Genomic DNA, 26,536 nt, shown 5'->3' on the forward strand with positions numbered 1-26,536 from the left:
GAGAGCGAGCCATGACTTCGACGACCCCGTTCCCGCCCGGGTTCCTGTGGGGTGGCGCGACCGCCGCCAACCAGATCGAGGGCGCCTACGACCAGGGCGGCAAGGGCCTGTCCATCCAGGACGTCATGCCCCAGGGCATCGCCGGTCCGCCGACGCAGGAGCCGACGCCCGACAACCTCAAGCTCGAGGCGATCGACTTCTACCACCGGTACGCGCAGGACATCGCGCTGTTCGCCGAGATGGGCTTCAAGACGTTCCGCTTCTCCATCGCGTGGAGCCGGATCTTCCCGCTGGGCGACGAGGCCGAGCCGAACGAGGAGGGCCTGGCGTTCTACGACCGGGTGCTCGACGAGCTCGAGAAGCACGGCATCGAACCCCTGATCACGCTGTCGCACTACGAGACGCCGCTGCACCTGGCGCGCACCTACGACGGGTGGCGTTCGCGCCGGCTCATCGGGTTCTACGAGAGGTACGTGCGGACCGTCCTGGAGCGTTACGGCTCGCGCGTGCGGTACTGGCTGACGTTCAACGAGATCAACTCGGTGCTGCACGCCCCGCTGCTGTCGGGTGGCATCACCACCCCGCCCGACCAGCTGTCGAAGGGCGAGCTGTACCAGGCGGCGCACTACGAGCTGGTCGCGTCGGCGGCCGCCACACGGATCGCGCACGAGGTCAACCCCGACATCCAGGTCGGCTGCATGCTCATCGCAATCCCGGTCTACCCGCTGACCCCGGACCCGGCCGACGCGCTGGCGGTGCAGGCCGCCCAGCACGACAACTACTTCTTCGGCGACATCCACACGCGCGGCGCCTACCCGGGGTACGCCCTGCGGTTCCTGCGCGAGCAGGGCATCGAGCTGGACATCACCGACGAGGACCGCCAGACGTTGACGCACACCGTCGACTTCGTGTCCTTCTCCTACTACATGTCAGTGTGCCAGACCGCCGACCCCGCCAAGCAGGCGGCCGGCGAGGGGAACATCCTCGGCGGCGTGCCGAACCCGCACCTGCCGGCCTCGCAGTGGGGCTGGCAGATCGACCCGGTGGGCCTGCGGATCATCGCCAACGACTTCTGGGACCGGTGGCGCAAGCCGCTGTTCGTCGTCGAGAACGGCCTGGGGGCCCGCGACGAGCTCGTCGAGGTCGACGGGGTCAAGACGGTTCTGGACGACTACCGGATCGACTACCTCAACGACCACCTGGTCCAGCTCGGTGAGGCGATCGAGGACGGGGTGGAGGTCCTCGGATACACCACGTGGGGCCCCATCGACCTCGTCTCCGCGTCCACCGCCCAGATGAGCAAGCGGTACGGCTTCATCTACGTCGACCGTCACGACGACGGCTCGGGCAGCCTCGAGCGCTACCGCAAGAAGTCCTTCGGCTGGTACGCGCGGGTCATCGCCACCAACGGCGCCAGCCTCACCCGTCCCTGACCCACGGTGCGGTGACGTCAGGGGCCCCCGTCCTGACGTCACCGCACCGTGCCCGGGCACCGTCGGGTGCCCCAGATCCAGCCCCCGTCCCCTGAGGAGAGCACCCCGATGATCGCGACCGCCGAGGTCACCGTGACCAACCCCTCCGGTCTGCACGCACGCCCGGCAACCGAGCTCGTGCGCGTGGCCTCCGCCCTGAGCTCGTCCACCCAGCTCGTGCTCGACGACCGGACCATCGACGCCCGGTCCGTCCTGAGCGTCATGGGCGCCGCCATCGCCGGCGGACGCACCCTGACCGTCCGCTGCGAGGGCGAGCAGGCCGACCTCGACCTGCAGACCGTCGTCGCGGCGTTCGCCGCCGGCCTCGGCGAGTGACCGACCGGCCCGCCCACCCCCTCATCGCAGCACCGATCGTGCGGCGCACCAGCCGCCCCGAAGGAGCACCGTCATGCTGACCCTCGCCTACATCGGCAACGGCAAGAGCGCGAACCGCTACCACCTGCCGTTCGTGCTGACCCGCCCGGACACGTTCCGGGTGAAGACGATCTACGCACCCACGCCCTCCCCGTGGGCGCCTGTCGAGGGCGTCACGTACGTCGAGGACCTGCAGGAGATCTGGGACGACCCGCAGATCGACCTGGTCGTGATCTGCACGCCGCACGACACCCACGTGGAGCTCGCCCGGGCGGCCCTCGAGCACGGCAAGAACGCCCTGGTGGAGAAGCCGTTCGCGCCGACGGCCGCCGAAGCACGCGAGCTGTTCGCCCTGGCGCAGGCCAAAGGCCTGTTCCTGCAGTGCTACCAGAACCGGCGCTTCGACGCGGACTTCCTCACGGTGCAGAAGGTGATCGAGTCCGGTGTGCTGGGCGACCTGCTCGAGCTCGAGATGCACTTCGACTACTACCGGCCCGAGTGGCCGTTGAGCGTCACGCACTTCGACCCCGACTGGTCGTACCTGTACGGGCACGGCGTGCACACCGTCGACCAGGTGCTCGGCTACTTCGGCAGCCCCGACCGGATCCACTCCGAGGTCCGCCAGCTGCTCGGCCCGGGCCGCATGAACGACTACTTCGACCTCGACCTGTTCTACGGCGCGTTCAAGGTGTCGGTGAAGTCGAGCTTCTTCCGCGTGAAGGAGCGCCCGAGCTTCGTCGTGTATGGCACGAAGGGCGCCTTCGTGAAGGCGGTCAAGGATCGCCAGGAGGAGCACCTCAAGCTCTTCTACCTGCCCGGGCGGCCGGGCTTCGGCGTCGACCTGCCCGAGCACTACGGCACCCTCACGTACTACGACGAGGACGGCGTCTACCACGAGGAGAAGGTGATCTCGCAGGTCGGCGACTACGGCCGCATCTACGACGGCGTGCACGCCTCGATCGTCGACGGCGCCCCCAAGCTCGTGCAGGACGAGCAGACCATCGAGCTCATCCAGATCCTCGAGGACGCCATCCGCCCGCTCGTCGAGCAGGAGGCCGGGCGATGAACCTCGCGATCCTCGGGTCGGGCATGATCGTGCGCGACTTCCTGTCGATCTCCCACGAGATCCCCGGCCTGGCCCTGCGCGCGATCTTCGGCCTGGAGTCCGTGCGCCCCGACCTGGACGAGCTCAGCGCGACGTACGCGATCCCGGCGGTCTACACGGATCTCGACGCGTGCCTGGCGGACCCCGACGTCGACACCGTCTACGTCGGCCTTCCCAACTCGCTGCACGCACCGTTCGCCAAGCGGGCACTGCTGGCCGGCAAGCACGTGATCTGCGAGAAGCCGTTCACGCTGGGCGTGGCCGACCTGGCCGAGCTGCGGGCGATCGCGCAGGAGCGTGACCTCATCCTCGTCGAAGGGGTCACGACCCAGTACCTGTCGAACTACCAGGCGATCAAGGAGAGCCTGCCGCAGCTCGGCGAGCTCAAGCTCGTGCAGTGCGAGTACTCCCAGTACTCCTCGCGGTACCCGGCGTTCCGGGAGGGCACCGTGCTGCCCGCCTTCGACCCCGCGATGGGCGGCGGGGCGCTGATGGACATCGGCATCTACACGCTGCACTTCGTCGCCGGTCTGCTCGGTCGGCCGCAGACCATCAGCTACACCGCGAACATCGAGCGCGGCGTGGACACCTCGGGCGTCGTCGTCCTCGACTACGGGACCTGCACCGCCGTCCTGGTGTGCGCGAAGGACTCCGGGGGCCCGATCCGCACCAAGCTGCAGGGCAACGACGGCACGATCCTCATGACCAGCCCGCCGAACGTCTGCGACGACTTCTCGATCACGCTGCGCGGGCAGGACACGCAGGTCGTGGACCAGAAGCTGCACCAGCACCGCATGGTCGAGGAGTTCCGCGCGTTCGAGGCCATGATCCGCACCCAGGACCTGGCTGAGCGCGATGTCCGGCTCGACCACTCCGAGCTCGTCCTCGAGCTCGCCGCGACGGCGCTGGCATCTGCGGGCATCCGGCTGGGCCCTGCTTGACCGGCCACGCGAACCTCCGCTACGGGCCGTAGCGTGGCGCGATCGCCAGAACGCGGCCGTCCAGGTCGGCAGTGCAGCGGCTCACCTGAGCCTCGCGACGGGCGGCGAGATGCGGCAGCGTGCTGATCCGGGTGACGTCGCGGTAGCGGTCGAGCGTGGTCTCGGTACGTTCGGCGGGAGCGGGGGTCAGTCGGCTGGTGCCGGTGAGTCGAGCGGCTGCGAGGTCGGGTCGGTCGCTGAGCTGGTCTCCGGTCAGGCTCTCGATCGGGACGTAGACCTGTTCGCAGCGTGCGAGCAGCGCGAAGGTTGCCGCGTTCCACTCGGCGGCCTGCCCGAGTGCGGCGCACGCCCCGTGCAGGGCGCCGCCGAGCTGCCGTTCCTCGGGTCGTGCCGATGTACTGCGGCCGCTGGCGACGGGGTGAGGCTGCGTCCCTCGGTCGACGCCGGCGTGCGCGCTGAGACCGACACCGCGGGCTGATCGGCGGCGCGCAGCGTGCTGAGCGGTCCGTGTGATCTGCGAGCAACTGGTCGGTGCTCCTGGACAGGTGGCTCGCGCGACGGTCTGTGCGTTGTCCAGTGCCGCCGAGTTGGCCCGCCCCGCTGGGTGCGAGGTGCTCCGATCATGCTCCAGCGCCCCTGGGCGCCTCGAAAGGCCGACCGCTACTGCACTCATGTTGCACGCCAGGCCACGAAGGAGGGCCCCCGCCCAGCAAATCTGCTGGTCAGAGGCCCTCGGGTGCTTGCTCCCTCGACTGGACTCGAACCAGTAACCGTCCGATTAACAGTCGGATGCTCTGCCAATTGAGCTACGAGGGATCGTGCGGGAAGAACTCTAGCAGCCGCCTGCGGGTGCTCCGAACCGCTCAGCGCAGCAGGCCGGCCGCGTCGCGGACCTGGTCCTCGGCAGCGTCCACGAGGGCCGCGACGGCCGGGTCGTCGAGGTCGACACCACCGTCCCCGAGCACCTGCGTGAACAGGTCGCCACCGGGATCCCGCCGCAGGGCGACCCTGACCTGGCGCCCCCCGGGCAGGGCGACGGGCCGGTCGTGGACCACGGACTGCTGCACGCGCTCGCGGAACACCTGGGCGAACCGTGGGGCGTGCCGGTCGGAGGGCAGAGGGAGTGCGCTGGAGGTGCCGTCGACCCAGTGGACCGTCAGGACGCGCGCCTGGGGTTCGAGCGAGCCCCGGTCCACGTCGGACCAGGCGTGCCGTGTGGCCGACGTCCGGTCGATCAGCTGCAGGCCGGCGCGGGTGGCGACCGCCCAGCGTCCGTCGGTCAGCTCGACCGCCGTCAGGACGGCGTCGTGGGGCGCGAGGCGCACCTGCGCCTGCATCTCGGCGGGAAGGGTGCGGCGACGGCGGAGCAAGGACACGACCCCACCGTACCCGCGGTGGCTGGTGCCTCCTGAGGAGGGGGCGCTCCCTGCTGCAAGGTGGGGCAGGTGGGGCTTGAACCCACGACCCACGGATTATGAGTCCGCTGCTCTGACCGGCTGAGCTACTGCCCCTCGCTGACCGTCAGGGTAGTCGTGGCGCTGTGGTCGAGGCGCCGGCTGGAGCGTTCCCACACCGGCTCCCACGGGCGTCGGGTGGTGCCCGGCAAGGGGGCGCCTGTGAAGTTCACCCGGTTGCGGGCCGATCGACCCGATTCGCAGGTTGCACAACACCTCTCGATTCGGGCATAGTTCCCTTGTCAGCGAAAACGGCAAACCCGCCGCAAGGTGGGGACGCAAAGCCACGGGACCTACAAGGTCAGCCGAGCTACCGAACGACGAGGAGCAATCCCATGAGCATCTCCACCATCTCCGAGGCCCCCCTCCAGCAGGGCGCTCTTCTGACCCCGGGTGAGGTCGCGGTGCTCTTCCGCGTCGACCCGAAGACGGTCACGCGCTGGGCCCAGGCCGGCAAGCTCTCGGCCGTGCGGACCCTCGGTGGTCACCGCCGCTTCCACGAGGCCGAGGTCCGTTCGCTGCTGTCGGGCATCCCGCAGCAGCGCGCCGGCGAGTGATCGCCCGCTGAGCAACCAGAAGGGCCGGTCCTGACCGCAAGGTCAGGGCCGGCCCTTCTGTCATGCCTGAGGTCCCGCGGGCATGCTGGTCCTCGCGTCAGGTTCGCCCCGCTCGGGTCTGTCAGTGCACGGCGTCCAGCACCGCGGTCAGGACGTCCTCCAGGGGGCGCTCGGGCTGGAACACCAACCAGGAGAGCCCGGCGACGACGGCCGCGCCGAACAGCGCCGCCCCCGTGAGCATCGCGTCACGCTCGGGCCAGGTCTCCGCGACGACCGTGGCGAAGGTGCCGATCGCCTCGTCGTGCACGAGGCGGATCGACTCCTGCCAGTCGCGACCGGTGCGGAACACCTCGGCGACCAGCACCTTGGCGAAGTCGGGGTGCTCGTGGATCCGTCGCAGCAGCTCGGCGACGAGGGCTTCGATCGCCTCGCGGCCGTGCAGGCCGGCGACGGCCACGGTCAGGGCCCCCGTCAGGCGGGCGACCCCCTCGACCAGCACCGTCTCGAAGAGCGAGGCCTTGTTCCCGAAGTTGTAGAACACGCTGCCCTTGGCCACGCCGGCCGCGGCCGCGATGTCGTCCACGGACGTCGCGCCGAAGCCGCGTTCGGCGATCAGGGCGACGGCCGCGTCGAGGATCTGCTCCCGCACCCCCGTGCCGCGTTCGCGTCGCAGCGCAGGGGCGGCCGGCGTCGTCGACGAGGTGGGCGGCACAGGGGTGGGGGATGCCATGACGGAAGCCTGTCAGATCTCGAGGGCCGGGTGCAGGCGCGCCATGCTCCACGTCCGCAGCCGCCCGGCGCGCCACGCGGTCAGGGCGAGCGAGCCGACGAGGAACCCGGCCAGCACCGCCACCGACGCCCACAGCCGGGCGTCGATCCCGCCGGTGATGACCTGGCGCAGCCCCGTCACCGCGTACGTCATGGGCAGCAGGGGGTGCACGACCCGGAAGAACGCGGGCGTCGTCTCCACCGGGTAGGTGCCGCCCGACGAGGCGAGCTGCAGCATGAGCAGGGCGAGCACCGCGACCTTGCCGGCGGCCGGGCCCAGCAGCGCCATGAGCGCCTGCTGCACGGCGAGGAACGTGGCCGCGACGAGCAGGGTGAACCCGATCGTGCCCAGCGTGGTGTGCATCTGCAGGCCGACGCCGTAGTGGATGACGCCGAGCATCACGGCGACCTGCGCGACACCGAGCGCGAGCGCAGGCAGGTACCCGCTGAACGCGGTCCGGAGCCCGTTGATCGGGGTGGCCAGGGCACGGGTGGGCAGCGGCCGCAGCAGCAGCCACGTGATCAGGGCGCCGACGAACAGGGCCAGCGGGATGAAGAACGGTGCGAAGCCCTCGCCGAAGCCTTCGGCCTTGGCCATGTCCTCGTCGGCCACGGTGACCGGGGCGCTGATGACCTCGGCGCGGTCCGCGCGCAGAGTGTCGGAGTCGTCGGGGATCTGCGTGGCACCGTCGGCGAGCGCGTCGGCGAGCGTCTGCGCACCGTCACCGACCTGGTCGGTGCCGTCTGCCACCTGGGCGGCGCCGTCCGCGAGCGTGCCGGTGCCCGCGGCCAGCTGCGAGGCCCCCGCGGCCAGGGTGTGCGTGCCGGTCTGCAGGCGGGTCGCCCCGCTGGCGAGCGTGGCCGAGCCCGTGGCGAGCTGCCCGGCACCGGTGGCCACCTGTGCGGTGCCGGTCGACAGGGCGGCGGCCCCGGTGGACAGCTCGGTGGTCTTCGAGGAGAGCGTGCCCAGACCGTCGCGCAGTGCCGCTGTGCCGTCGGCGACCTGCTGCGCCCCGGCCGTCAGTGCCGTGAGCTGGGCGAGGGAGGCCTTCTGCGCGTCGGCGGTGGGCAGGTCGAGCCCGGCGACGGAGGTCTGGAACTGGGTGAGCGCGGTGCTGATGCTGCCTGCGGTGGCCAGGTCGCCGGCGGCGGCGTTGCTCTGAGCGATGCTGGTGAGCGAGCCGGTGAGCGTCGTCAGGTAGCCCGTCAGGGACTGCGACTGCGTGGCGGTCGTCTTGACGGAGGCTGCCAGCTGCTGGACGCCGGCGTTGACCTGCGCGGCTCCGCTGGCCAGGTCGCCCGACTTGGCTGCCGCGCCGGCGGTGGCGGTGGCGAGCTGGTTCGCACCGGTGGCGAGCGTGGCGGCGCCGGTCGAGGCCTTGGCCGCACCGGCCGACAGGGTGCTCGCGCCGGTGGCCAGCTGACCTGCACCGCTGGCGAGGGTGTCGGTGCCGTCGGCGAGGGTCGTGGACCCGTCGGCCAGCTGGGCCGCGCCGTCTGCTGCCGTCAGGGCGCCGTCGGCCACCTGGTGGGCGCCGTCGGACAACGTGCCGCTGGCGGCGCTCAGCGTCAGTGCGCCGTCCGACGCCTGCGCGAAGCCGTCACGGGCCGACCCCAGACCGACCAGCACCTTGTCGACGGCCTGCTCGCCGACCGTGGCGCGGACAGCCGCCTGCACCTGGGCCATGGCCGAGCGCCCGAGCGTGGAAGCGAGGAAGGAGTTCGCGTCGTTGTAGGTGACGAGCAGCGAGGCCCCGGTCGGGGTGTCGGAGCCGGCGGAGGCGATGTCGGTCGAGAAGTTCGCCGGGACGGTGAGGGCGAAGTAGTAGGTGCCGTCGGCGACGCCGTCGGCGGCGTCCTGCGCGTCGGTCTCCACCCACTGCAGGTCACCGGACTCCACGAGTCGGGCGGTCACGTCGTCGCCGGCGTGCAGGGCCTCGCCGTCGAGGGTCGCGCCCTCGTCGGCGTTGACCAGCGCCACGGGCAGCCGGTCCATGTTGCCGGTGGGGTCCCAGAAGGCCCACAGGTAGAGCGCGCCGTAGAGCAGCGGGACCAGCACCATGGCCGCGACGGCCAGGCGGGGCAGCGTGCCCCGACGGAACCGGCGCAGCTCGGTGCCGGTGGAGGTGAGCGAGAGCATGAGGGGAGAGTCCTTCGTGGGGGTGGGTCAGGCGGCGGGGACGGCGTGCGGGCCGGTGGCCAGCGTGATCTGCTCGGGCCGGCCGGCCCAGTGCATGCGGGACACCTCGTCGAGGGAGGCGACCGAGGCCACCACGGTGGTGCCCGTGGCTGCGATGGCCTCCAGGCGCGCCCACACGGTCTGCCGCCGGACGGAGTCGTGCACCTGGTCGACGTCGTCGACCACGAGCAGCTCGGGCTCCTGCGCCATGGCGAACGCGATCCGCAGCAGCATGGCGTCGACCTCGTCGAGGTCCCAGATCAGGGTCTCGGTGCGCGGCAGCGGCCGGTCGCCGAACACGGGGGCCACCAGGGCGGCGAGGGTCGCCTGATCCACACGCGGCACCCGGCGGTGCCAGGGGGAGAGCCAGGCGAGCCGCTCGCGGGTGGCCTCGCCGACGGTCACGGCCTCGTCGAGGTCGTCGATCCCGTGGAACCCGGCGATGGCCACGCGCTTCTGCACCGCGGTGCGGCGGCGGGGGAGCGTCTCGCCGAGCACCCGCAGCGTGCAGCCGGAATCGGGCACCATGCGGCCGGCGAGGGTCAGCAGCAGGCTGGAGCGCCCGCCGCCCTGGGGGCCCTGCACCACGGCGAGGGTGCCCTCGGGGATGTCGAGGTCGACCGGCCCGTAGACGATGCCGCGCCGCGTGTGCAGGTGCAGTCCGCGCGCGACGACCGCGGGCGTCGCGGCCGGCGTACCGGCGGAGGCTGCGGCATCGCCGGGCGACGCGGTCGGGGTGCCGTCGGCGGTCGCCGGCGCGGTCAGGTGGCGGGTGGTGCTCTGGTTCGAGGCTGCGGTGGGCACGCGCATGTCCTTCGTCGTCGATCCCGGCCTCTTGGTCTGACCGGTCAGTACAAACATAGGACGACCCGGCTCGATCGGCAAGCGCCCTCCGGCCGGCGCCTCACCGTCGCCCGGACCGGGGCCGGGTCGTGAAAGAATCCCGGCATGGCCATGCGAGAGATCCGAACCGTCGGCGACCCGGTGCTGCGCACGCCCTGCGAACCCATCACGACGATCGACGACCGCGTGCGCGGCCTGGTCGAGGACCTGCTCGAGACGGTCGACCACGACGGTCGCGCCGGCCTGGCCGCCAACCAGATCGGCGTGGGCCTGCGCGCGTTCTCGTGGAACATCGACGACGAGGTCGGCTACGTGCTCAACCCCGTGATCGTCGAGCTGTCCGAGGACGAGTACCAGGACGGCGACGAGGGCTGCCTGTCCGTCCCCGGCCTGTGGTACCCCACCAAGCGAGCCTGGTACGCCCGGGTCGTCGGCACCGACCTGGACGGCAAGGAGGTCGTGGTCGAGGGGACCGAGCTCATGGCGCGCTGCCTCCAGCACGAGGTCGACCACCTCGACGGCATGCTCTACCTCGACCGGCTCGAGCGCTCGGTCCGCAAGAAGGCCATGCGGGCCATCCGCGACCAGCTCTGACCTGCAGGTCCAGGCTGCCGGTTCGGCGAGCACGCTGGCGCTGGGCCTCGATGTCGGGCATGCTTGCGCCCAGCACACTGCGTGCGTACTGCTGTGATGCCTCCGGATCACGGTGCGAGGTCGTTGGGGAAGGCGAACCTCGAGCCGTCAGGAGGATGACATGGCCGGTGCGATCACCCGCGGTGTACTTTTCGTGCACTCAGCACCTCGCGCGCTGTGCCCCCACGTGGAGTGGGCGGCAGGCAACGTGCTGGGCGCACGCGTCACGCTGGACTGGACACCCCAGCCTGCCGGACCGAGCTTCTACCGCGGCGAGTACTCCTGGCAGGGCGCCCAGGGCACCGGCGCGCGTCTGGCCTCCGCCCTGCGCGGCTGGGCTCACCTGCGCTACGAGGTGACCGAGGAAGCCAGCCACGGGGCCGACGGCTCCCGGTGGAGCCACACCCCTGAGCTGGGCATCTTCCACGCGGCGACCGACGTGCACGGCAACGTCGTCGTCCCCGAGGACCGCATCCGGGCGGCCCTCGAGCACGCCGCGGACCCGCTGCGTCTGCGCGCCGAGCTCGACCTGGCGCTCGGCCAGGCCTGGGACGACGAGCTCGAGCCGTTCCGGTACGCCGGTGCCGGCGCGCCCGTCCGGTGGCTGCACCGCGTCGGCTGATCGCGATCCACGCGGCCGACCGCCACGTCGCACCGTCGCAGGCCGGGTGACCGGGCGGACGCGCCATCGACCACGAAGGCCGTCGACTGCTCCTCGAGGGAGCGGCCGACGGCCTTCGACCGACGAGGCGCCGAGCGGTCAGACCGAGGTCAGCACCAGGGCGACGTTGTGCCCGCCGAACCCGAACGAGTTGTTCACCGCGGCGATCTGCCCGGCGGGCAACGCGCGCGGCGTGTCACGCACCAGGTCGAGGACCAGCTCGGGGTCCGGGTCGGTGACGTTGATCGTCGGCGGCGCCTGGCGGTCGTGCAGGGCCAGGATCGTGAAGATCGTCTCCAACGCGCCCGCGCCACCGAGCAGGTGCCCGGTCATCGACTTGGTCGCGGAGAGGGCGACGTGGTCCGCGTCGCCACCGAGCAGGCCGCGGATGCTGCGCGCCTCGATGAGGTCGCCCACCACGGTCGAGGTGGCGTGCGCGTTGACGTGCACGACGTCCGCCGCCGACGCACCGGACTCCTCGAGAGCCGCCCGCATCGCGCGGATCTGACCGTCGCCCGACGGCTCGGGCGACGTGATGTGGTACCCGTCGGCGGACAGGCCGACGCCGGACACCTTCGCGTAGACGCGTGCGCCGCGGGCGGCAGCATGCTCCGCGGACTCCAGGACCACCACGCCGGCGCCCTCGCCGATGACGAACCCGTCACGGGCCCGGTCGTACGGACGCGAGGCGCCCTGCGGGTCGTCGTTGCGCAGCGAGAGCGTGCGCGAGGCCGCGAAGGCCGCGATCGGCATCGGGTGGATCGACGCCTCGGTGCCGCCGGCCACGACCACGTCGGCACGGCCGGAACGGATCATCTCGACCGCGTACCCGATGGCCTCGGCGCCGCTCGCGCACGCGGAGACCAGGGCGTGCGCACCGGCCCGAGCGCCGAGCTCGAGCGAGACGTACGCGGTGGGGGAGTTCGGCATGAGCATCGGCACGGTCATCGGCAGGACGCGGCGGGCGCCCTTCTCGCGCAGGGTGTCCCAGCCGTCGAGCGTGGTCCAGATGCCGCCGATGCCGGAGGACACGACCGAGCCGAGGCGCTCGCCGTCGACCTCGGGGCTGCCCGCGTCGGCCCACGCCTCGCGGGCGGCGATGATCGCGTACTGCGCCGAGGGATCCATGCGCTTGATCTCAGGACGGGTCAGGACGTCCTCGGGCGAGACCTTGATGGTCGCCGCGAAGGTGACGGGCAGGCCGTAGGTCTCCACCCAGTCGTTGTCGAACGTGCGGGCACCGGACTGGCCCGCCAGCGCGGCGCTCCAGGTGCTGGGCACGTCCCCGCCCAGCGGGGTCGTGGCGCCCAGGCCGGTGACGACGACGTCGGGTACGTGGCTCATCGGTGCTCCAGTCGGCGGTCGAGCAGTGGCTCGCGTGGTCCGGTCAGGGGTCGTGCCCGGGTGGGTCGCCCCGACCGGTCGCGCGCCGCAGCGGCGACCGGTCAGGGCCCTGCGTGCAGGGAAGACCCGTCAGGGGTGCAGGCTCAGGCCTGGGCTCCCGCGATGAAGGAGACGGCGTCGCCCACCGTGACGAGGTTCTTGACCTCGTCGTCGGGGATGCGCACGTCGAACTTCTCCTCGGCGAGCGTGACGATCGTCATCATCGACAGCGAGTCGATGTCGAGGTCGTCGGTGAAGGACTTCTCGGGCAGGACGGAGTCGGTCGGCAGACCCGTCTCCTCGCTGACGATCTCGGCCAGGCCGGCCAGGATGTCCTGCTCGCTGTGCGCCATCGGTGTCTCCTCCAAGGTGGGCAGTCGGGGACGACTGCGGGTGAGTGCTGGTGGTCGTGAACGGTACAGCCGGGTCGACGGTACCGGGGCGTGCGGGTCGGCCTGCTCAGGGCAGGACGACCACCTGGGCGGCGTACACCAGTCCCGCGCCGAAGCCGATCTGCAGGGCGAGCGCGCCGCTGGAGACCTGGCCCTCGCGCAGCAGGCGCTCGGTGGCCAGCGGGATCGAGGCGGCCGAGGTGTTGCCGGTGTCGGCGATGTCGCGGGCCACCACGACCGACTCGGGCAGCTTGAGCTGCTTGATCATCTGGTCGATGATCCGCATGTTCGCCTGGTGCGGGATGAACGCGTCGATCTGGTCGGCGGTGACCCCCGCGGCGTCGAGGGCCTTCTGCGCGATCGGCGCCATCTGCCACACGGCCCACTTGAACACCGACTGACCTTCCTGGCGCAGCGTCGGCCAGCCGGCGCCGTGGTCGCGCGTGTCGAGCCAGGAGTGCGTCTGCCGGATGGCCTGCGCCTGCCCGCCGTCGGAACCCCACACGGTGGGGCCGATGCCAGGGAAGTCGGACGGGCCGATGACGACCGCGCCGGCGCCGTCGCCGAGCAGGAACGAGATGCTGCGGTCCGTCGGGTCGACGAACTCGCTCATCTTCTCGGCGCCGATGACCAGCACGTGGCGTGCCGCACCCGAACGGACGAGGGCGTCCGCCTGGCCGATGCCGTAGCAGTAGCCCGCGCACGCGGCCGAGATGTCGTAGGCCGCCGCCGGCGTGGCGCCCAGGCGGTCCGCCAGGATCGCGGCACCCGCAGGCGTCTGGTGGAAGTAGGTGACCGTCGACAGGATCACGGCGTCGATGTCGGCACCGGTCAGCCCGGCGTTCTCGATCGCGGCGCGCGCCGCACCCTCGGCCAGGTCCAGCACGTCCGTGCCGGCCTCCGCACGACGACGGGTGATGATCCCCGTGCGCTGCCGGATCCACTCGTCGGAGGAGTCGATCGGGCCGACGAGGTCGTCGTTCGGGACGACGCGCTCGCCGCGGACACCACCCAGGCCCAGGATGCGCGAGTAGGCGGGGCCGGAGGACTGGGTGAGGGTCGGACGGGTCACGACGTGCGCTCCTGGCTGCTGGGGTCGGTGGACAGTGCCGTACCTGCGTGCCGACGGACGAGGTCGCGGGCGGCGTCGAGGTCGGCGGGGGACTTCAGGGCGACGGTCTCGACGCCGGGCAGCGTACGCCGGGCCAGGCCGGTGAGCACCCCGCCGGGGGCCAGCTCGAGCAGCCCGGTGACGCCCCGCTCGACGAGCGTCGACTGGCACAGGTCCCAGCGCACGGGGTGTGCCACCTGGGCGACGATGCGGTGCAGCGATTCCGCCCCGGAGGTCACGACGGCACCGTCGGCGTTGGACAGCAGCGGCGTGCTCGGGTCGGACACGGCCACGCCCGAGGCGGCGGCACGCAGCTCCTCGACGGCCGGTGCCATGTGCTCGGTGTGGAAGGCGCCGGCCACCTGCAGGGGGATCACGCGGGCACGTGTCGGCGGTGCGGCGACCAGGGCGGCGATCGCCTCGGTCGTCCCGGCGGCGACGACCTGCCCGCCACCGTTGACGTTGGCGGGCACCAGGCCGAGGTCGGCGAGGGCCGCGAGAACCTCCTGCGGGTCGCCGCCGAGCACCGCGGCCATCCCCGTCGGGGTGACTGCGGCGGCGCGAGCCATGGCCGCTCCGCGCACAGTCACCAGGCGCAGGGCGTCGTCCTCGGCAAGGACCCCGGCGGCCGCCGCCGCGGCGAGCTCGCCGACCGAGTGCCCTGCGACGGCGTCGGCCCGGCCGGTCAGGGCGTCCGCCAGCGGGGTGTCGGCGTCGATGTCCAGCACCGCCCGCAGGGCCGCCAGGGCCGTCGAGACGAGCAGCGGCTGGGCCACGGCGGTGTCACGGATCGTGTCGGCGTCCGACGTCGTCCCGTGGGCGAGCAGGTCGACGCCTGTCGTGGCGCTCGCACGCGAGAGCGTCTCGGCGACGACGGGCAGCTCGAGCCATGGGGCGAGCATGCCGGGGGACTGGGCGCCCTGACCGGGGCTGACGACGACGAGCACCCGACCACTGTGCCCGGCCTGACCGGTTCGACCGGCTCACGGCGCACACCAAGGATCACCGCACCCCTTGTGCGGGTCCTACAAAGGTGGCCGTCCGGTCGAGGGTTCGACGAACCGTGCTCGCGAGGGTCAGCTGCCGGGCTCCGGCGTGCCGGTGCCGTCCAGACGACCCACCGCGAGCGCCGTCTGCAGCACGTACGACTCGCGGGCGTCCAGGGGGTCCCACCCGGTGACGTCGGCGACGCGGCGCAGGCGGTAGCGGACCGTGTTGGGGTGCACGTACAACGTGCGGGCGGCCGCCTCGAGCGAACGGCCGGTGCCGAGGTAGGCCGACAGCGTCTCCAGCAGCGAGCCCTGGCCCGCGGCCAACGGCACGTACGCCTGCTGCACGAGCACGCGTCGGGCGGTGGCGTCGCCGACCAGCACACGTTCGGGCAGCAGCTCGTCGGCCTGCACGGGTCGGGGGGCCTGCTCCCAGGCTGCCGCGGCGACGAGTCCGGCCAGGGCGGCGCGTGCCGAGCGGGAGCAGTCGGCCAGGTCCTGCACGACCGGTCCGATGACCACCGGACCCGGGCCGAACCGGGACGTCAGGGCGTGCGCGGCGGCCAGCAGGTCACCGCGCCCGCCGAGGAACACGACCAGGCGGTTGCCCTGGATGCCGACCAGCGCGTCGTCGACGGCACGGCGCAGCACACGCCGCAGGTCGGCCGAGCGCACCTCGTCGAGGGGGCCGGCGGACGTACCCGTCATGACGAGCATCGAGCCGTGCCCGCTCCAGCCGAGGGCGGCCACACGTGAGCGCAACGAGTCGTCGACGTCCCCGCGGACCAGGGCGTCGACCACGAGCGCCTCGAGCCGTGCGTCCCACGCCCCGCGCACCTCGGCCGCGCGGGCGTAGACCTCGGCCGCCGAGAACGCGACCTCGCGCGAGTAGCGCAGCACCGCCTCGCGCACCTCGCGCTCCTCGCCCGGGGCGGCCAGCTGGTCGGAGTGCGCCTCGACGACGTCGACGATCACGCGCACGAGCTGCAGCGTGTGCTGCAGGGAGATCGAGCGTGTCAGCTCCGGTGGTGCCGCCGCGAAGATGTCGCCGACGCCGTGCGGGGGCAGCGCGGGTGCGTTGAACCAGGTGACGAAGGCCGTGATGCCTGCCTGCACCACCAGGCCCACCCATGAGCGGTCCTCGGCGGGCAGCCTGCGGTACCACTCGAGGTCGCTGTCCAGGCGGCGCATGGCGGCGGCCGAGAGCGGTCCGGTGCCCTCGCGGACCCGCCGTTGCGTCTCCGCGCCGGCCCGAGGGTCGGCCTGCGCGCCGGCGCCCGGAGGCTGCTCGGCGCCTGCCACGACGTCGGCGGGGGAGCGGCGCGGGGCACTGACCATGGGCCGAGCATAGGCGGAGCCTTGTGGGGAGTCGACAAATGCCGATCCGTGTCGACCCGCACGGGGAGCAGTGGGGCCGCTCCTCGGCCGCCGCGGGCGTTGGCCGTTTCCTCTTGTGCGCGGCCGGAGCGGGTGAGGGATGTGCACGGTTGCGGCTAGGGTCGCCACATGGCACTCCTGCCCCGACTCCGTCAGCTGATGCGGCGCCCGACGTCCGCATCACGGGTCGGCGCGCGACGGCCGACCACGGCCGCACGACGCGGCGACACGCTCCACGAGGACGCGCTGCGCTCGATGCTCAGCGACGACCCCAACAACGAACGGGCCTTCCGGGCCCTGGCCGAGATCGTCCGTCGGCGCGCGGCGGACGCCTCCGGCGACGACGACCCGCTGACCGCCACGCTCGACGAGAGCGAGCGGCAGCGCGCCGCCGACCTGGCCGTCTGGGCGCTCGGCGAGGAGCTGGCCGGCAACCCCCGTGCCTGGTACCCGCTGATCGAGGTCGCCCGGCTGTCCGTGCGGGACGACCACGAGGGCACCCTGCGCCGTCTGGCCACCGCCACCGAGCGCGACCCGTCCGGGCAGGCACTGGTGTCCGCGCTGGCGTTGCTGCGCGAGGCGGGGCTGCCCGTCGAGGCGCTGGGTCTGGGCACGGGGCACTGGAGGCCCCGCGAGCATGCGCCGGAGATCGCGCGCGAGCTGGTGCTCGCCGCCGTCGAGGCCGGCCGTCCCCTGGACGCCAAGCAGCACCTGGCGGCTCTGGACCTCTACCCGGACCAGCGCAAGGTGAGCGCGCTGCGCGACGAGCTCGTGCGCGCGGTGGCCCAGGCGGAGCAGAGCATCCAAGGCACCTGAGCGCACCACCGACGGCGAACGCGACGAAGGCCCGGACGGCATCGCCGTCCGGGCCTTCGTGCGTCCACGGGTCAGCGACCCGCAGCCGACCTCAGGAGTCGCCGCCCGTGTTGCCGGACGTCCCGGCCGTCACGTCGTGCAGGCGGTACCGCTCGATGGCCTGCGCCGGGGCGTCGGCGGCCACCTTGCCCTCGCGGGCGAGCTCGAGGAGCACGCGCACGGCGGTCGACGGGCCGTCGATCTTGAAGTGGCGGCGTGCGGCGGCGCGCGTGTCGGAGAAGCCGAAGCCGTCCGCCCCGAGCGTCGCGTAGCGGCCCGGCACCCACGCGCGCACCTGGTCGGCGACCAGGTGGTCGTAGTCGGTCGTGGCCACGAACGGCCCCTCCGCCCCGGCGAGCTTGGTCGTCAGGTAGGCCTCGCGCTGCTCCTCACCCGGGTGCAGGAACGCGTGCTCGTCGGCGGCGAGGCCGTCACGGCGCAGCTCGTTCCAGCTGGTCACCGACCACACCGCGGCGTGCACGCCCCAGTCCTCGGCGAGCAGCTGCTGGGCCTCCAGCGCCCACGGCACCGCGACACCGGAGGCGAGGATCTGTGCCTTCGGTCCCTCACCCTGCGCGGGGGCGATGAGGTGGATTCCCTTGAGGATGCCTTCGACGTCCACGCCCTCCGGCTCGGCCGGCTGGATCATCGGCTCGTTGTAGACCGTGAGGTAGTAGATGACGTCACGGTCGCGACCGCCGGCGTCGCCGTACATGCGCTCGATCCCGTCCCGCACGATGTGCCGGATCTCGTACCCGTACGCCGGGTCGTAGTGCACGACGTGGCTCATGGTCCCGGCGAGCAGCGGCGAGTGGCCGTCCGCGTGCTGCAGGCCCTCGCCCGTCAACGTGGTGCGTCCGGCCGTGGCCCCGATGAGGAAGCCGCGGGTCATCTGGTCGCCGGCGGCCCAGAACTGGTCGCCGGTGCGCTGGAACCCGAACATCGAGTAGTAGAAGTAGAACGGGATCAGCGGCTCGCCGTGCGTCGCGTACGACGTACCGACGGCCTGGAACGCCGATGCCGACCCGGCCTCGTTGATGCCCGTGTGCATGATCTGCCCCGACTCGGACTCCTTGTAGCTCAGCATGAGCTCGCGGTCCACGGCGAGGTAGTTCTGCCCGAGGGTGTTGAAGATCTTCGCGCTCGGGAAGATCGCGTCCAGGCCGAACGTGCGGGCCTCGTCGGGGATGATCGGCACCAGGCGGTGGCCGAACTCCTTGTCCTTGACCAGGTCCTTGAACAGGCGCACGAGTGCCATGGTCGAGGCGACCTCCTGCGTGCCGGACCCCTTGGCCAGGCTCTCGTAGGCCTTCGGCTCGGGCGTCTTGATCGGCGTGTGCGTCGAGCGGCGCTCGGGCACGAAGCCGCCGAGCTGGCGGCGACGGTCGAGCATGTAGCGGACGGCCTCGTCGTCCGGCCCCGGGTGGTAGTACGGGGGCAGGTACGGGTCGGCGTCGATCTGCTCGTCCGTGATCGGGATGTGCAGCGAGTCGCGCAGGTTCTTCAGGTCCTGGTTCTTCAGCTTCTTCATCTGGTGTGTGGCGTTGCGCCCGGCGAAGCCCGAGCCCAGGCCGTAGCCCTTGATGGTGTGCGCCAGGATCACCGTCGGTGCACCGGTGTGCTCGCGGGCGGCCTTGTAGGCGGCGTAGATCTTGCGGTAGTCGTGCCCGCCGCGCTTGAGCGCCCAGATCTCGTCGTCCGTCATGTTCGCCACGAGCTGCTTGGTGCGCGGGTCGCGACCGAAGAAGTGCTCACGGATGAACGCACCGGACTCGGCGCGGTACGTCTGGAAGTCACCGTCGGGGGTGACGTTCATTAGGTTGACGAGCGCACGGTCCTTGTCGGCGTTGAGCAGGACGTCCCACTCGCGGCCCCAGATGACCTTGATGACGTTCCAACCGGCCCCGCGGAACTGGGCCTCGAGCTCCTGGATGATCTTGCCGTTGCCACGGACCGGGCCGTCGAGGCGCTGCAGGTTGCAGTTGACGACGAACGTGAGGTTGTCCAGGCCCTGCTGGCCGGCCAGCTGCAGCATGCCGCGCGACTCGGGCTCGTCCATCTCGCCGTCGCCGAGGAACGCCCAGACGTCCTGCTGGCTGGTGTCCTTGATGCCGCGCAGGTGCAGGTACTTGTTCGTCCATGCCTGGTAGATGGCGGACGAGGGGCCCAGACCCATCGACACCGTGGGGAACTCCCACAGGTCGGGTGCCAGACGCGGGTGCGGGTACGACGGCAGGCCGCCGCCGGGGTGCGAGACCTCCTGGCGGAAGCCGTCGAGCTGGTCGGCGGACAGGCGGCCCTCGAGGAACCCGCGGGCGTACACGCCGGGGGAGGCATGACCCTGGAAGTAGACCTGGTCACCGCCGCCCGGATGGTCCTTGCCGCGGAAGAAGTGGTTGAGGCCGACCTCGGTCAGCGTCGCCACCGAGGCGTAGGAGGAGATGTGGCCGCCGACCCCGATGCCGGGACGCTGCGCGCGCGTCACCATGACGGCGGCGTTCCAACGGATCCACGAGCGGTAGCGGCGCTCCATGACCTCGTCGCCGGGGAAGTACGGCTCGTCGTGCACGGCGATCGTGTTGACGTACGGGGTGTTGATGGACGTCGGGATCGCCACGTTCTTCTGACGGGCGTGCCGCAGCATGCTCAGCAGGATGTAGCGGGCGCGAGGGCCACCCTTGTCCTCGATGAGCCCGTCGAGGGACTCCAGCCACTCGCCGGTCTCGCCCGGGTCGATGTCGGGTACCTGGCTGAGCAGGCCGCCGATCAGCGGGCCTGTCTCGTCGATCGAAGCCACCAGCGCTCCTTGCCTCTCGTGCGCGCGCCCGGCCGGTCGGCCCCGGCGCGCATCTCGGCCCTGACCTGCTCGGTCGGCGTCCCGCAGGAGCGCCGCCGGCAGGGGCGGGTAGTTCGACCATTCTCGGTCTCTTCTGGGCCGAAAGTCACACGCGGGGCCGATTTCTTGGACGTGACGTGAGTGACACGTGACGTGCACCGCAGCGCGCACTCCGGACCGGACGGGTCCGGATGGGTGCGGCCGGGCGTGGCGCGCCGGGCGGAGGGCCCTTGCCAGGGCCCGGCGGTGTGCGGTGGGCTACGGTGTGCGGACATCAGCAGGTGACTCCCGGAACAGGGACACCGTGACGGAAGGGATCGGTCGGGACGTGTCATCCACAGCGGACGACTCCGCCACGCCGGCGGCTCGTCTGGGATTCACCGCAGGTCAGGTGATCCAGGAGTTCGGCTACGACGAGGATGTCGACCAGGACCTGCGCGCAGGCCTGGAGACGATCACCGGCTCCGAGCTGGTCGACGAGGAGTACGACGACGTCACCGACGGCGCCGTCATCTGGTTCCGTGACGACGACGGCGACCTGACGGACTTCCTGGTCGATGCGATGACGGTGCTGGACGACAACGGGCCCATCTGGGTCCTGGTCCCCAAGGCCGGTCGCCGTGGTCATGTGTCGCACAGCGACATCGAGGAGGCCGCCACGACCTCGGGCCTGCACGCGATGACCACCTTCTCCATCGCTGCCGAGTGGTCGGCCACGCGTCTGGCGACACGCGGCCGAGGCAAGTGAGCGCAGGCCCCCGCGTCGGGGACCTCGCCCCCGACTTCACGCTCGTCGACACCCACGGCACACCGGTCACGCTCAGTGCGCTGAGAGGAACGCCGGTGGCGCTCGTCTTCGTGCCGTTCGCCTTCTCCGGCATCTGCACGGGCGAGCTGTGCGAGCTGCGCGACAACCTCGACGCCTTCGACCGGGCCGGCGTGCGGCTGCTCGCGATCTCCTGCGATGCGATGTTCTCGCTGCGCGCCTGGGCGGAGCAGGACGGCTACACCTTCGACCTGCTGTCCGACTTCTGGCCGCACGGACAGGTGGCGCGCGCCTACGGCGTGCTCGACGAGGAGCGTGGGCTGGCGCTGCGGGGCAGCTTCCTGGTGGACGCCCGGGGTGTCCTGCGCTGGTCGGTGCTGAACCCGCGCGGGCAGGCCCGCGACCTGGCCGGTTACCTGCGGGCCATCGAGGCGCTCGCAGCCGGGTGAGCTGTCTCGCGCGCCCGGCGGTGCGGGACGCGCGGACTGAGCGCGGTGTGAGGTGGGCCCGGCCGGTCTCGAACCGACGACCTCCGCGGTGTAAGCGCGGCGCTCTGACCAACTGAGCTACAGGCCCCTGAGGAACGGTCGCACAGCCTACCGGCGCGGGCGAGCGCGCACGCCCTTGCTACGGTCCGGTGCGTGATCAGCAGCAGCGCACACGTCGAGGCCTTCGTCGCCGGACTGGCCGTGCACCCGGTCAAGTCGCTGCGGGGTGTGCCGGTCCGGACCGCGCAGGTGCGGCCCGAGGGTCTGGCCGGTGACCGGCGCTGGATGGTCGTCGACCCGGCGGGGGACACGGTCACCGCACGACGCGTCCCGCAGATGCTGACGGTGCGTGCCACGCCGCAGGTCGGCGGTGGGATCCGGCTCACGCGGGAGGGCGAGGCGCCCCTGGTCGTGCCGGTGCCGGACTCCTCGCTCGAGGCTGCCGTCACGATGACCGGTGTCGGCGTGGCGTCACCGGCCGGGGACGACGCGCACGTGTGGCTCTCGGCGGCGCTGGGCCGACCGGTGCGACTGGTGCACCAGTCGGTCCCGGCACGGCCTGTCCGACCGCAGGACGGTGGTCTGGTCGGTGACGTCGTCTCGTTCGCCGACGCAGCCCCGCTGCTCGTGGCGACGCAGGCCTCGCTGACGCAGCTCGACGCGTGGATCGGCGCCGGCGCGATCGACCGGGGTGAGCCCGTGCCCCCGCCGCTGCCCATGGAGAGGTTCCGCCCGAACCTGGTCGTCGGCGGTGACGTCGAGGCGTTCGCCGAGGACGGGTGGGCGCGGCTGCGGGTCGGTGAGGTCGAGCTGCGGTTCGCCGAGCAGTGCGACCGCTGCGTCCTCACCACGACCGAACCCGGCACGGGGCGCCGCGGACCGGAGCCGATCCGCACGCTGGCGATGCACCGTAAGCGGGACGGCAAGACCTGGTTCGGTGTGCGGATGGTGCCTGTGACCACGGGGCACGTCACGGTGGGGGACCCCGTCCGCGTCGACTGATGGTCGTAGGGTCTGACCATGCGCGCCACCGTCATCCACGGCCCCCACGACGTCCGACTCGAGACGGTCCCCGACCCGGTGATCCGTCGCCCCACCGACGCGATCGTGCGCGTCGTCGCCTCGTGCGTGTGCGGCTCCGACCTGTGGGCGTACCGCGGGGTGCGCCAGACCACGGAGCCCAGCCGGATCGGCCACGAGTTCGTCGGCGTGGTCGAGGAGGTCGGCGCGGACGTGCGCACGATCCGTCCGGGCCAGTTCGTCATCGCCCCGTTCTCGATCGCCGACGGCACGTGCGTGCACTGCCGCAACGGTGTGCACACCTCGTGCGAGCAGCTGGCGTGGTGGGGATCCCCCGACCACGACGGCATCCCCAGCGACGCCGGGCAGGGCGAGTACGTGCGGGTGCCCCTCGCGGACGGCACGCTCGTCGCCGCGCCCGAGCACCCGTCGAGCGAGCTGCTGCCGCACGTGCTGACCCTCAGCGACGTCATGGGCACCGGCCACCACGCCGCACGGTCGGCCCAGGTCGGCCCCGGCTCGACGGTCGTCGTGGTCGGTGACGGTGCGGTCGGGCTGTGCGCGGTGATCGCCGCCCGCCGGTTGGGCGCCGAGCGGGTCGTCGCGATGTCCCGCCACGCCGACCGGCAGCGGCTCGCGGAGCGGTTCGGGGCGACCGACGTGGTCGCCGAACGCGGGGCCGACGGTGTCGCACGCGTGCGTGACCTGCTCGACGGCATCGGCGCGGACAGCGTGCTGGAGTGCGTGGGCACCAAGGAGTCGATGCAGCAGGCCCTGGACAGCGCGCGGCCCGGCGGACGGGTCGGGTTCGTCGGCGTCCCGGCCGGTGGGCCCGAGCTGCCCGTGCAGCAGATGTTCTCCACCAACGTCTCCGTCGGCGGCGGCGTGGCCCCGGTGCGCGGCTACATCCCCGAGCTGATCGACGAGGTGTGGTCCGGGGCGATCGAGCCCGGGCTGGTGTTCGACCTGGTCCTGCCGCTGGACGAGGTGGCCCAGGCGTACGCCGCGATGGACGAGCGGCGCGCCACGAAGTCGATGCTGCTGCCGTGACCGCGACGACCCAGGACCCCCGGACCGGCGGTGCGGACGGCGCCGCACCCACGCTGGCGAGCGTGGTCGGCGCGCTGGACCGTCGCTACCCGCCGGGCACGGCCGAGTCGTGGGACCGCGTCGGCCTGGTGGTCGGTGACCCCGACCAGGTGGTCCGTCGCGTCCTGTTCGCGGTCGACCCCGTCCTGGACGTCGTGGACGAGGCGGTGGCCTGGGGTGCGGACCTCGTCGTCACGCACCACCCGCTGCTGCTGCGCGGGGTGCACTCGGTGGCCGCGACCTCGGCCAAGGGCGCGCTCGTGCACCGGCTGATCCGCGCCGGGGTCGGCCTGTACGCCGCGCACACCAACGCCGACGTCGCCACCGGTGGCGTGGCCGACGCGCTGGCGGCCGCCCTCGGGCTGGTGGACACCCGTCCGCTGGTGCCCGCGCCCGCGCAGCTGCTCGACAAGCACGTGGTGTTCGTCCCCGTGGCGCACGCCGAGGCGCTCGTCGAGGCGATGTCCGCCGTGGGTGCCGGCGCGCTGGGGGAGTACAGCCGCTGCGCGTGGACCTCCACCGGCGAGGGCACGTTCACCCCGTCGCCGGACGCACGACCGGCGGTGGGTGAGGCCGGTGTGGCCGCGCGCGTGGTCGAGGCGCGCGTCGAGATGGTCGCACCGCGCCGGCTGCGGGACGCCGTGGTCGCGGCCGTGCGCGCGGCCCACCCGTACGAGGAGCCGGCGTTCGACGTGCTCGAGCTCGCCGCGTGGTCGGGGTCGACCGGGTCGGGTCGGGTCGGGCGGCTGCCGGCGGCCACGACGCTGGCCGCGTTCGCCCGCGAGGTGGCCGGCGCGGTGCCCGCCACGGCGCAGGGCGTGCGCTTCGCGGGCGACCCGGACGGGCGCGTCGAGACCGTCGCGGTGCTGGGAGGTTCCGGCGACTCCTTCTTCGACCAGGTCCGTGCGGCCGGCGTGGACGCCTACGTCACGGCCGACCTGCGGCACCACCCCGCGTCCGAGCAGCGCGAACGGGCCCTGTTCGACGCGCGGGGCGGCGCGGCGACGCCATACCTGGTCGACCTGGCCCACTTCGCGTCCGAGTGGCCCTGGCTCACCCACGGCGCGAGCGCCCTGGAGGCCGACCTGGCGGCGCTGGGCACTACGGTGGAGACCCGCGTCAGCACGCGCCGCACGGACCCGTGGACGGGTCGCGTGGCCGGCCCGGCCGACGCGCCGGCATGACCTGAGGGAAGGAACCCCGTGCCCCACGCACCCGTCGCGGACCAGCAGCGACTCCTGGACGTCCAGGCGCTCGACACCCGGCTCGACCAGCTGGCGCACAAGCGCCGCACGCTGCCCGCGCTGGCCCGGCTCGTCGAGCTCGACAGCCAGGTCGGCGACCTGTACACCGCGCTGGTGACCAGCCGTACCGCCGTCGAGGACCTGCGGCGCGAGGTGGCCAAGGCCGAGGCGGACGTCGAGCAGGTGCGTGCGCGAGCCCGCCGCGACCAGCAGCGGCTCGACACCGGTGCGGGTTCCGCGAAGGACATGCAGGCGCTGACCAGCGAGATGGAGTCGCTCGCCCGCCGGCAGGCGGAGCTCGAGGAGGTCGAGCTGGAGGTGATGGAACGCCTCGAGGCGCACGAGAGCGCGCTGGCCGAGCTCACGGGCGCGCACACGGCGCTGGCCGACCAGCGTGCGGTCGTCGAGGCCGAGCGTGACGCCGGCTACGCCGAGGCCGACGCCGAGGCGGTGCGGGTGCGCGAGGAGCGGGCGGCGGCCGTTGCCGGGCTGGACGAGGGCTTGGTGGCCCTCTACGAGCGTCTGCGCGGCCAGCTCGGTGGCCTGGGCGCCGCGGCCCTGCGCGGGCGGCGTTGCGAGGGGTGCCGGCTCGAGCTCAACCCGCTCGACCTGGACGCGATCCGCAAGACGGCACCCGAGACCGTGGTCCGGTGCGAGGAGTGCGGCCGGATCCTGGTCCGCCTGCCTGAGCCCGCCAAGGGCTGAGGCCGGACCGACCGTGAGGCCGGGGCCGACCCGGTGACCGGGTAGACCCGGGCCGACCGAGACTGACGAGAGGCGAGGGCTGGGGACGTGGCGAGGCGGCTGGTCGTCGAGGCGGACGGCGGTTCGCGGGGCAACCCGGGGCCCGCCGGGTACGGGGCGCTGGTGCGGGACGCAGACTCCGGCCAGGTGCTCGCCGAACGGCACGGGTTCCTGGGCGTGGCCACCAACAACGTCGCCGAGTACTCCGGCCTGCTGGCCGGGGTGCAGGCCGCCGTGGCGATCGACCCGGACGCGGCGCTCGAGGTGCGGATGGACTCCCGGCTGGTCGTCGAGCAGATGCGCGGCGTCTGGAAGACCAAGCACGAGGACATGCGTCGGCTCGGCGAGCAGGTGCGCGCACTGGTGGACGTCGAGCGGGTCGTCTGGACGTGGGTGCCGCGGGCGCAGAACTCGGCGGCCGACCGGCTCGCGAACCAGGCGATGGACGCCGGGGGGCCCGAGCTGGCCGAGGTGCCTGCAGAGGACGTGCGCCCGGCGGCACCGAGCGTGACCCCGGGGCCTGCGCAGGCGGACCCCGGGGGCGCCCCCATGCGTCCGCGGGTGTCAGGGTCGGCAGTCCGGTTCGACGACGCCCGCCCGGTCACCGTCGTCCTCGTCCGGCACGGGCAGACCACCATGACCGTGTCCCGGGGGTACTCCGGCTCCTCCGAGCCGGGCCCGCCGCTGGACCAGACCGGTCAGGAGCAGGCCCGCGCCGCCGCCGCCCTCGTCGAGCGGGTCGGTCGTGACCTGTGGGGCGATATCCCGTACCCCGGTGAGCTGGTCGCCTCACCGATGGTGCGCACGCAGCAGACCGCGGCGATCGTCGCCGAGCGCCTCGGCCTGCCCGTGCGCACCGACGCCGCGTTCCAGGAGGCCGACTTCGGGGCCTGGCAGGGCCTGACGCCGGAGCAGATCGAGACGGGTTGGCCCGGCATGCTCGAGCGCTGGCACACCGAGGCCGACGTGCGCCCGCCGGGCGGGGAGTCGATCGTCGACGTGGGTCGTCGTCTGGGAGCAGGTCTGGACGGTCTGCTGGCGGCCGGGGCGGACCGCACGGTGGTGGTCGTCAGCCACGCCGTGGCGATCCGCGCGTGCCTCGGGCTGGCCATCGGGGCGCAGCCGTCGTCGTGGAGCCGCCTGCGGGTCGCGCCGGCGTCGGTGAGCATCGTGCGGCTGTACCCCGACGGGCGGCACGAGGTCGCGGTCGCGGGCGCACCGAGCGAGGGCTGGGGTCCGCGCGGCTGACCTCGC

25 protein-coding genes, 3 tRNA genes and 1 riboswitch are annotated in these 26,536 nt (G+C 72.5%); of the genes, 15 read left to right on the plus strand and 13 right to left on the minus strand.

The window, feature by feature from the left end; all coding sequences use genetic code 11:
* The first annotated feature begins 11 nt into the window (after positions 1-11).
* From ACTHAM_RS05690 to ACTHAM_RS05705, 4 genes are all read left to right on the plus strand, one after another.
* Positions 12-1,433 carry a glycoside hydrolase family 1 protein gene (locus ACTHAM_RS05690; RefSeq protein WP_440685247.1) on the plus strand — a complete coding sequence of 474 codons (1,422 nt, stop codon included), beginning with the start codon at positions 12-14 and terminating at the stop codon, positions 1,431-1,433.
* Positions 1,434-1,541: 108 nt separating this feature from the next.
* Positions 1,542-1,808: an HPr family phosphocarrier protein gene (locus ACTHAM_RS05695; protein WP_440685249.1), complete on the plus strand. Its 267-nt coding sequence runs from the start codon at positions 1,542-1,544 to the stop codon at positions 1,806-1,808.
* Positions 1,809-1,881: 73 nt separating this feature from the next.
* A complete protein-coding gene (locus ACTHAM_RS05700) occupies positions 1,882-2,913 on the plus strand; it encodes a Gfo/Idh/MocA family oxidoreductase (protein WP_440685251.1) in 1,032 nt (343 codons plus the stop codon).
* Entirely contained in the window at positions 2,910-3,893 is a 984-nt protein-coding gene (locus ACTHAM_RS05705) for a Gfo/Idh/MocA family protein (RefSeq protein ID WP_440685253.1), read from the plus strand. Before ACTHAM_RS05700 ends, ACTHAM_RS05705 begins: the two co-directional genes overlap by 4 nt.
* 743 nt (positions 3,894-4,636) lie before the next feature.
* Here the strand turns inward: ACTHAM_RS05705 and ACTHAM_RS05710 are convergent.
* The 3 genes from ACTHAM_RS05710 to ACTHAM_RS05720 form a co-directional block, all read right to left on the minus strand.
* Positions 4,637-4,709, minus strand: a tRNA-Asn gene (locus ACTHAM_RS05710).
* A gap of 47 nt (positions 4,710-4,756) precedes the next feature.
* Positions 4,757-5,269 (minus strand): hypothetical protein, encoded by a 513-nt coding sequence (locus ACTHAM_RS05715; protein WP_440685255.1) that lies wholly within the window; start codon positions 5,267-5,269, stop codon positions 4,757-4,759.
* Between the two features lie 61 nt (positions 5,270-5,330).
* Positions 5,331-5,404: transfer RNA gene (locus ACTHAM_RS05720), tRNA-Ile, on the minus strand.
* A 186-nt stretch (positions 5,405-5,590) separates the two neighbouring features.
* Positions 5,591-5,665, plus strand: a riboswitch (cyclic di-GMP riboswitch).
* A 17-nt stretch (positions 5,666-5,682) separates the two neighbouring features.
* On the opposite strand from ACTHAM_RS05720, the gene ACTHAM_RS05725 reads away from it, so the two are divergent.
* Positions 5,683-5,904 (plus strand): BldC family transcriptional regulator, encoded by a 222-nt coding sequence (locus tag ACTHAM_RS05725; protein WP_440685257.1) that lies wholly within the window; start codon positions 5,683-5,685, stop codon positions 5,902-5,904.
* A 121-nt stretch (positions 5,905-6,025) separates the two neighbouring features.
* On the opposite strand, the gene ACTHAM_RS05730 is transcribed toward ACTHAM_RS05725, so the two are convergent.
* Genes ACTHAM_RS05730 through ACTHAM_RS05740 form a run of 3 tightly spaced genes read right to left on the minus strand, consistent with a single transcriptional unit; the run spans position 6,026 to position 9,655 of the window.
* Complete coding sequence (locus ACTHAM_RS05730) at positions 6,026-6,634, minus strand: TetR/AcrR family transcriptional regulator (protein WP_440685259.1); 609 nt, start codon at positions 6,632-6,634, stop codon at positions 6,026-6,028.
* A gap of 12 nt (positions 6,635-6,646) precedes the next feature.
* Positions 6,647-8,812 (minus strand): YhgE/Pip family protein, encoded by a 2,166-nt coding sequence (locus ACTHAM_RS05735; protein WP_440685261.1) that lies wholly within the window; start codon positions 8,810-8,812, stop codon positions 6,647-6,649.
* Between the two features lie 27 nt (positions 8,813-8,839).
* Complete coding sequence (locus ACTHAM_RS05740; protein ID WP_440685263.1) at positions 8,840-9,655, minus strand: ATP-binding cassette domain-containing protein; 816 nt, start codon at positions 9,653-9,655, stop codon at positions 8,840-8,842.
* A 144-nt stretch (positions 9,656-9,799) separates the two neighbouring features.
* Between ACTHAM_RS05740 and def the strand changes: the two genes are divergently transcribed.
* Both def and ACTHAM_RS05750 read left to right on the plus strand, forming a co-directional pair.
* Positions 9,800-10,288, plus strand: coding sequence for a peptide deformylase (def, locus tag ACTHAM_RS05745; RefSeq protein WP_440685265.1), 489 nt, complete (start codon positions 9,800-9,802; stop codon positions 10,286-10,288).
* Positions 10,289-10,448: 160 nt separating this feature from the next.
* Positions 10,449-10,949: a DUF3145 domain-containing protein gene (locus ACTHAM_RS05750; RefSeq protein WP_440685267.1), complete on the plus strand. Its 501-nt coding sequence runs from the start codon at positions 10,449-10,451 to the stop codon at positions 10,947-10,949.
* Between the two features lie 138 nt (positions 10,950-11,087).
* Here the strand turns inward: ACTHAM_RS05750 and ACTHAM_RS05755 are convergent, their stop codons facing one another.
* From ACTHAM_RS05755 to ACTHAM_RS05775, 5 genes are all read right to left on the minus strand, one after another.
* A complete protein-coding gene (locus tag ACTHAM_RS05755) occupies positions 11,088-12,332 on the minus strand; it encodes a beta-ketoacyl-[acyl-carrier-protein] synthase family protein (RefSeq protein ID WP_440685269.1) in 1,245 nt (414 codons plus the stop codon).
* Positions 12,333-12,475: 143 nt separating this feature from the next.
* Positions 12,476-12,724 (minus strand): acyl carrier protein, encoded by a 249-nt coding sequence (locus tag ACTHAM_RS05760; RefSeq protein WP_146951658.1) that lies wholly within the window; start codon positions 12,722-12,724, stop codon positions 12,476-12,478.
* Positions 12,725-12,830: 106 nt separating this feature from the next.
* A complete protein-coding gene (locus ACTHAM_RS05765) occupies positions 12,831-13,835 on the minus strand; it encodes a beta-ketoacyl-ACP synthase III (RefSeq protein WP_440685272.1) in 1,005 nt (334 codons plus the stop codon).
* Positions 13,832-14,821 (minus strand): ACP S-malonyltransferase, encoded by a 990-nt coding sequence (locus ACTHAM_RS05770; RefSeq protein ID WP_440685274.1) that lies wholly within the window; start codon positions 14,819-14,821, stop codon positions 13,832-13,834. Before ACTHAM_RS05770 ends, ACTHAM_RS05765 begins: the two co-directional genes overlap by 4 nt.
* Positions 14,822-14,950: 129 nt before the next feature.
* Positions 14,951-16,201 carry a PucR family transcriptional regulator gene (locus ACTHAM_RS05775; RefSeq protein ID WP_440685276.1) on the minus strand — a complete coding sequence of 417 codons (1,251 nt, stop codon included), beginning with the start codon at positions 16,199-16,201 and terminating at the stop codon, positions 14,951-14,953.
* Positions 16,202-16,369: 168 nt separating this feature from the next.
* Here ACTHAM_RS05775 and ACTHAM_RS05780 point away from each other — a divergent pair, with 168 nt between their 5' ends.
* The gene (locus ACTHAM_RS05780; protein WP_440685277.1) at positions 16,370-17,056 is read left to right on the plus strand and encodes a hypothetical protein; all 687 of its coding nucleotides are present in this window, start codon (positions 16,370-16,372) and stop codon (positions 17,054-17,056) included.
* Between the two features lie 91 nt (positions 17,057-17,147).
* Here the strand turns inward: ACTHAM_RS05780 and aceE are convergent, their stop codons facing one another.
* Positions 17,148-19,892 carry a pyruvate dehydrogenase (acetyl-transferring), homodimeric type gene (gene aceE / locus ACTHAM_RS05785; protein ID WP_440685279.1) on the minus strand — a complete coding sequence of 915 codons (2,745 nt, stop codon included), beginning with the start codon at positions 19,890-19,892 and terminating at the stop codon, positions 17,148-17,150.
* A 367-nt stretch (positions 19,893-20,259) separates the two neighbouring features.
* Here aceE and ACTHAM_RS05790 point away from each other — a divergent pair, with 367 nt between their 5' ends.
* On the plus strand, positions 20,260-20,679 hold the full coding sequence (locus tag ACTHAM_RS05790; protein WP_440685281.1) for a DUF3052 domain-containing protein: 420 nt from the start codon (positions 20,260-20,262) through the stop codon (positions 20,677-20,679).
* Entirely contained in the window at positions 20,676-21,146 is a 471-nt protein-coding gene (locus ACTHAM_RS05795) for a peroxiredoxin (protein ID WP_440685283.1), read from the plus strand. Before ACTHAM_RS05790 ends, ACTHAM_RS05795 begins: the two co-directional genes overlap by 4 nt.
* A gap of 53 nt (positions 21,147-21,199) precedes the next feature.
* Here the strand turns inward: ACTHAM_RS05795 and ACTHAM_RS05800 are convergent.
* Positions 21,200-21,273 (minus strand) — tRNA-Val (locus ACTHAM_RS05800).
* Positions 21,274-21,338: 65 nt separating this feature from the next.
* Here ACTHAM_RS05800 and ACTHAM_RS05805 point away from each other — a divergent pair.
* From ACTHAM_RS05805 to ACTHAM_RS05825, 5 genes are all read left to right on the plus strand, one after another.
* Entirely contained in the window at positions 21,339-22,187 is an 849-nt protein-coding gene (locus ACTHAM_RS05805) for an MOSC domain-containing protein (protein WP_440685285.1), read from the plus strand.
* Between the two features lie 18 nt (positions 22,188-22,205).
* Complete coding sequence (locus ACTHAM_RS05810) at positions 22,206-23,255, plus strand: zinc-dependent alcohol dehydrogenase family protein (protein WP_440685287.1); 1,050 nt, start codon at positions 22,206-22,208, stop codon at positions 23,253-23,255.
* Positions 23,252-24,478, plus strand: a complete 1,227-nt coding sequence (locus ACTHAM_RS05815) for a Nif3-like dinuclear metal center hexameric protein (protein WP_440685289.1) — start codon at positions 23,252-23,254, stop codon at positions 24,476-24,478. The genes ACTHAM_RS05810 and ACTHAM_RS05815 overlap by 4 nt, the downstream gene beginning before the upstream one ends.
* Before the next feature lie 18 nt (positions 24,479-24,496).
* Positions 24,497-25,243, plus strand: coding sequence for a zinc ribbon domain-containing protein (locus ACTHAM_RS05820; protein WP_440685291.1), 747 nt, complete (start codon positions 24,497-24,499; stop codon positions 25,241-25,243).
* A gap of 87 nt (positions 25,244-25,330) precedes the next feature.
* Positions 25,331-26,530, plus strand: a complete 1,200-nt coding sequence (locus tag ACTHAM_RS05825) for a bifunctional RNase H/acid phosphatase (RefSeq protein ID WP_440685293.1) — start codon at positions 25,331-25,333, stop codon at positions 26,528-26,530.
* Positions 26,531-26,536 lie beyond the last annotated feature (6 nt).

It is taken from the genome of Cellulomonas soli (genome assembly GCF_052036975.1).
Lineage (GTDB): Bacteria > Actinomycetota > Actinomycetes > Actinomycetales > Cellulomonadaceae > Cellulomonas > Cellulomonas soli_A.

What these genes read in the sequence shown, in the direction of transcription:
- ACTHAM_RS05705 (WP_440685253.1), top strand. Translation starts at nt 2,910, where the DNA reads ATGAACCTCGCGATCCTCGGGTCGGGCATGATCGTGCGCGACTTCCTG.
- ACTHAM_RS05730 (WP_440685259.1), bottom strand. Translation starts at nt 6,634, where the DNA reads ATGGCATCCCCCACCCCTGTGCCGCCCACCTCGTCGACGACGCCGGCC.
- ACTHAM_RS05690 (WP_440685247.1), top strand. Translation starts at nt 12, where the DNA reads ATGACTTCGACGACCCCGTTCCCGCCCGGGTTCCTGTGGGGTGGCGCG.
- ACTHAM_RS05755 (WP_440685269.1), bottom strand. Translation starts at nt 12,332, where the DNA reads ATGAGCCACGTACCCGACGTCGTCGTCACCGGCCTGGGCGCCACGACC.
- ACTHAM_RS05810 (WP_440685287.1), top strand. Translation starts at nt 22,206, where the DNA reads ATGCGCGCCACCGTCATCCACGGCCCCCACGACGTCCGACTCGAGACG.
- ACTHAM_RS05700 (WP_440685251.1), top strand. Translation starts at nt 1,882, where the DNA reads ATGCTGACCCTCGCCTACATCGGCAACGGCAAGAGCGCGAACCGCTAC.
- ACTHAM_RS05775 (WP_440685276.1), bottom strand. Translation starts at nt 16,201, where the DNA reads ATGGTCAGTGCCCCGCGCCGCTCCCCCGCCGACGTCGTGGCAGGCGCC.
- ACTHAM_RS05780 (WP_440685277.1), top strand. Translation starts at nt 16,370, where the DNA reads ATGGCACTCCTGCCCCGACTCCGTCAGCTGATGCGGCGCCCGACGTCC.
- ACTHAM_RS05725 (WP_440685257.1), top strand. Translation starts at nt 5,683, where the DNA reads ATGAGCATCTCCACCATCTCCGAGGCCCCCCTCCAGCAGGGCGCTCTT.
- ACTHAM_RS05695 (WP_440685249.1), top strand. Translation starts at nt 1,542, where the DNA reads ATGATCGCGACCGCCGAGGTCACCGTGACCAACCCCTCCGGTCTGCAC.
- ACTHAM_RS05760 (WP_146951658.1), bottom strand. Translation starts at nt 12,724, where the DNA reads ATGGCGCACAGCGAGCAGGACATCCTGGCCGGCCTGGCCGAGATCGTC.
- def (WP_440685265.1), top strand. Translation starts at nt 9,800, where the DNA reads ATGGCCATGCGAGAGATCCGAACCGTCGGCGACCCGGTGCTGCGCACG.
- ACTHAM_RS05735 (WP_440685261.1), bottom strand. Translation starts at nt 8,812, where the DNA reads ATGCTCTCGCTCACCTCCACCGGCACCGAGCTGCGCCGGTTCCGTCGG.
- ACTHAM_RS05750 (WP_440685267.1), top strand. Translation starts at nt 10,449, where the DNA reads ATGGCCGGTGCGATCACCCGCGGTGTACTTTTCGTGCACTCAGCACCT.